2 protein-coding genes are annotated in these 3,097 nt (G+C 69.1%); one reads left to right on the plus strand and one right to left on the minus strand.

Going from position 1 to position 3,097, the window contains the following annotated elements; genetic code table 11:
* Positions 1-91: 91 nt before the first annotated feature.
* Entirely contained in the window at positions 92-2,047 is a 1,956-nt protein-coding gene (gene glxA / locus ACYVE9_RS20745) for a radical copper oxidase GlxA (RefSeq protein ID WP_461029397.1), read from the plus strand.
* 145 nt (positions 2,048-2,192) lie between these two features.
* Here glxA and ACYVE9_RS20750 read toward each other — a convergent pair.
* Positions 2,193-3,097 (minus strand): glycoside hydrolase family 6 protein (locus ACYVE9_RS20750; protein ID WP_461029398.1); only part of this gene is annotated, 905 nt, incomplete at its 5' end.

A 3,097-nucleotide genomic window follows, 5' to 3' on the forward strand; every position in this document is an offset into this window, starting at 1 on the left:
GGGAGCGTGCCCACCGGGCCGCTCCCCGCACCGAGGCCAGCGAAGAACCACCGTCCCGGACGATCTCCGGGAGATGCTCAGGAGTTGACCGGTGAACTACCGTCCGAGCCGTCGTACCAAACGCATCGGCATCGCCACGGCCGCCCTGCTCGTGGTGGCGGGTATGAACGCCCCCTGGCTGATCCGCTTCAGCAGCGAGCAGTTCCACCAGTACAACATCAACCGCGCCGGCTACAAGGCCGAGAACGGCCTCTGGCAGGTCGTGGACGTGCCGGAGAAATACAAGATCAACACCATCCACGCCGCCCTGCTGCACACCGGCAAGGTGCTGCTGGTGGCCGGGTCGGGCAACGACGCCGAGCAGTTCAAGGCGAAGACCTTCCGCAGCGTGCTGTGGGACCCGGAGGAGAACACCTACAAGAACATCCCCACCCCCAAGGACATGTTCTGCGCCGGCCACACCCAACTGCCCGACGGCAACCTGCTCATAGCCGGCGGCACCCAGCGGTACGAGACGCTTGAGGGCGACGTCGAGAAGGCCGGCGGCCTGATGATCGTCGCCAACGAGAACCCCGACAAGCCCATGACGCTGCCCGAGGGCACCCGGTTCAAGGGCAACAAGAACGGCAAGAGCTTCGTCACCCAGAAGTCACTGCTGCTGCCCCGCGCGAAGAAGGTGGTCGACCCGGTGACGGGCGAGGCTGAGGTCACCGCCAGCCAGTCCCGGATCTACGTCGAGGCCCAGTACAAGGGCAAGAAGCACGCCACCGGCGACACCGAGCAGTACAGCGTGGTCGGCCTCAGGGGCGAGGACCGCAAGAACGTCTACGGCATCGCCAACAAGCTGTCGTTCGACAAGAAGGACTTCCAGGGCATCAAGGAGGCGTACGAGTTCGACCCGGTCGCGGAGAGGTACCTGCCGGTCGACCCGATGGAGGACGCCCGCTGGTACCCGACGCTGACCACGCTGGAGGACGGCCGGGTCATCTCCGTCTCCGGCCTGGACGACATCGGTGAGGTCTCCGAGAAGGTCGAGATCTACGACCCGAAGACCAAGGAGTGGGAGACGCTCCCCAAGGAGCGCTACTTCCCCACCTACCCCAGCCTGTTCCTCGCCGGCGAGGGGCGGCTCTTCTACGCGGGCACCAGCTCAGGCTACGGACCGGCCGAGGAAGGCCGCACGCCCGGCCTGTGGGACTGGGAGACCGACCGCTTCACGGAGATCGACGGCCTGAGCGACCCGGACACGCTGGAGACCGCCATGGCGGTACTGCTGCCACCGGCCCAGGACCAGCGGTACATGGTGCTCGGCGGCGGCGGCATCGGCGAGAGCACCAAGGTCACCGACAAGACCCGCATCGTCGACCTGAAGGCCGACAGCCCGCGCTTCACCGACGGCCCGAAGCTGTACGCGCCGGTCCGCTACCCGAGCAGCGTCATCCTGCCCGACGACTCGGTGCTCACCACCAACGGATCCGGCGGCTACCGCGGTTACAGCGACAGCGACGTGCTGAAGGCCGAGCTGTACGACGCGCGCAGCAACACCTCACGTCCCGTCGCCGACCCGCTGGTGGGCCGCAACTACCACTCCGGTGCGTTGCTGCTGCCCAGCGGCAAGGTGATGACGTTCGGCTCCGACTCCCTGTTCCAGGACGCGGCCAACACCAAGCCGGGTGAGTTCGAGCAGCAGATCGACCTGTACTCGCCGCCCTACCTGTTCGCCGGCGACCGCCCGGAGCTGCACGACGACGGTGAAGAGCCGCAGGTGGTGGAACTGGGCGGCAAGGCCGAGTTCCGGACCGGGGACGCCGCGAAGGTGGAGGAGGTCCGGCTGATCCGGCCGAGCTCCTTCACCCACGTCACCAATGTCGAGCAGCGCTCCATCAAGCTGGAGTTCGAGCGCACGGCCGACGGCATCGAGGTGGCCGTGCCCGAGGACCCGACGCTGGTGCCGCCGGGCTACTACATGGTGAACGCCGTCGACGGCGACGGCACCCCGTCCGAGGCGGTGTGGGTGCACGTGCCCGTGGACGCGGCCTTCGAGTAGGCGCACCGGCACGCGGAAGGGGCCGGCCGGACACTCGCGGTGTCCGGCCGGCCCCTTCCGTGCGTGGCGTGCGGCGGCCCGTGCGTGACGCACGGTGGCCGTGCGCAGGAGGCCTCCCGCGCACGGTACTCCGGCGCGGGGGCGGTCAGTTCTCCTGTGCGTTGCGGGCGAGCTCCAGGGCGTAGTCGTGGAACCACTGGCCGGCCTCGGGGCCGCCCTTGCAGGTGCCGTCGGACTCGCCGGGACGCTTGATCCACACGAAGGCGTCGACCAGTTCCTCACCGGTGTCGGTCGTCGGCGTCTGACCGAGCGCCCGGCCCGGCGGGTTGCACCACGCCTCCTGGTCCTCGTTGCCCTCCATGGGACCGTTGCCGTTGCGGCTGGTGTCCACGATGAAGTGCTTGCCGCCGATCATCGAGGACAGCTTGCTGCCGTACTCGATGTTCTCCTCGGTCGTCTGGTAGTTCGAGACGTTCAGCGAGAAGCCGTCGGCCTTGTCCACGCCGGCCCGCTTCAGGGGCTCGACCATGCCGCCGGCGTCCCGGATCCAGTGCGGGTTGCCGGCGTCCAGGTACACCCTGGTGGCGGGCAGCTGCTTCAGCTGCGTCACCGCCTCGTTCATCAGGGTGTACTGCTCGCCGTGCTTGGACTCCGGCACGCAGCCCGGTTCCAGGATGTGCGGCAGCGCGTCCGGTTCGACCACCACCCACGCCTCGCGGTCGCCGATGCCCTTGACGACCTTGCCCAGCCAGTCCCGGTACGCGGCACCGTCCTTGGCACCGCCCTGGGAGTACTGGCCGCAGTCGCGGTGCGGGATGTTGTACAGGACCATCAGGGCGGGCACGCCGTCCTCCGCGGCGGCCTCCGTGGCCCGCCGGGCGTCGCCCTCCGGGTCGTCGGTGCCGATCCACTCCCCGACCGGCTCGGCGGCGATCTTCTCGATCAGCGCCGCCTCCTCCTTGTCGCCGTCCTCCCGCGCCTCCTCCAGCGCGCGGGCGGCGCTGCCGTCGGGGTTCACCCAGAACGGCGCGGCGGCGCGGGCGGGGCGGT

This window comes from Streptomyces sparsus (genome assembly GCF_054776295.1).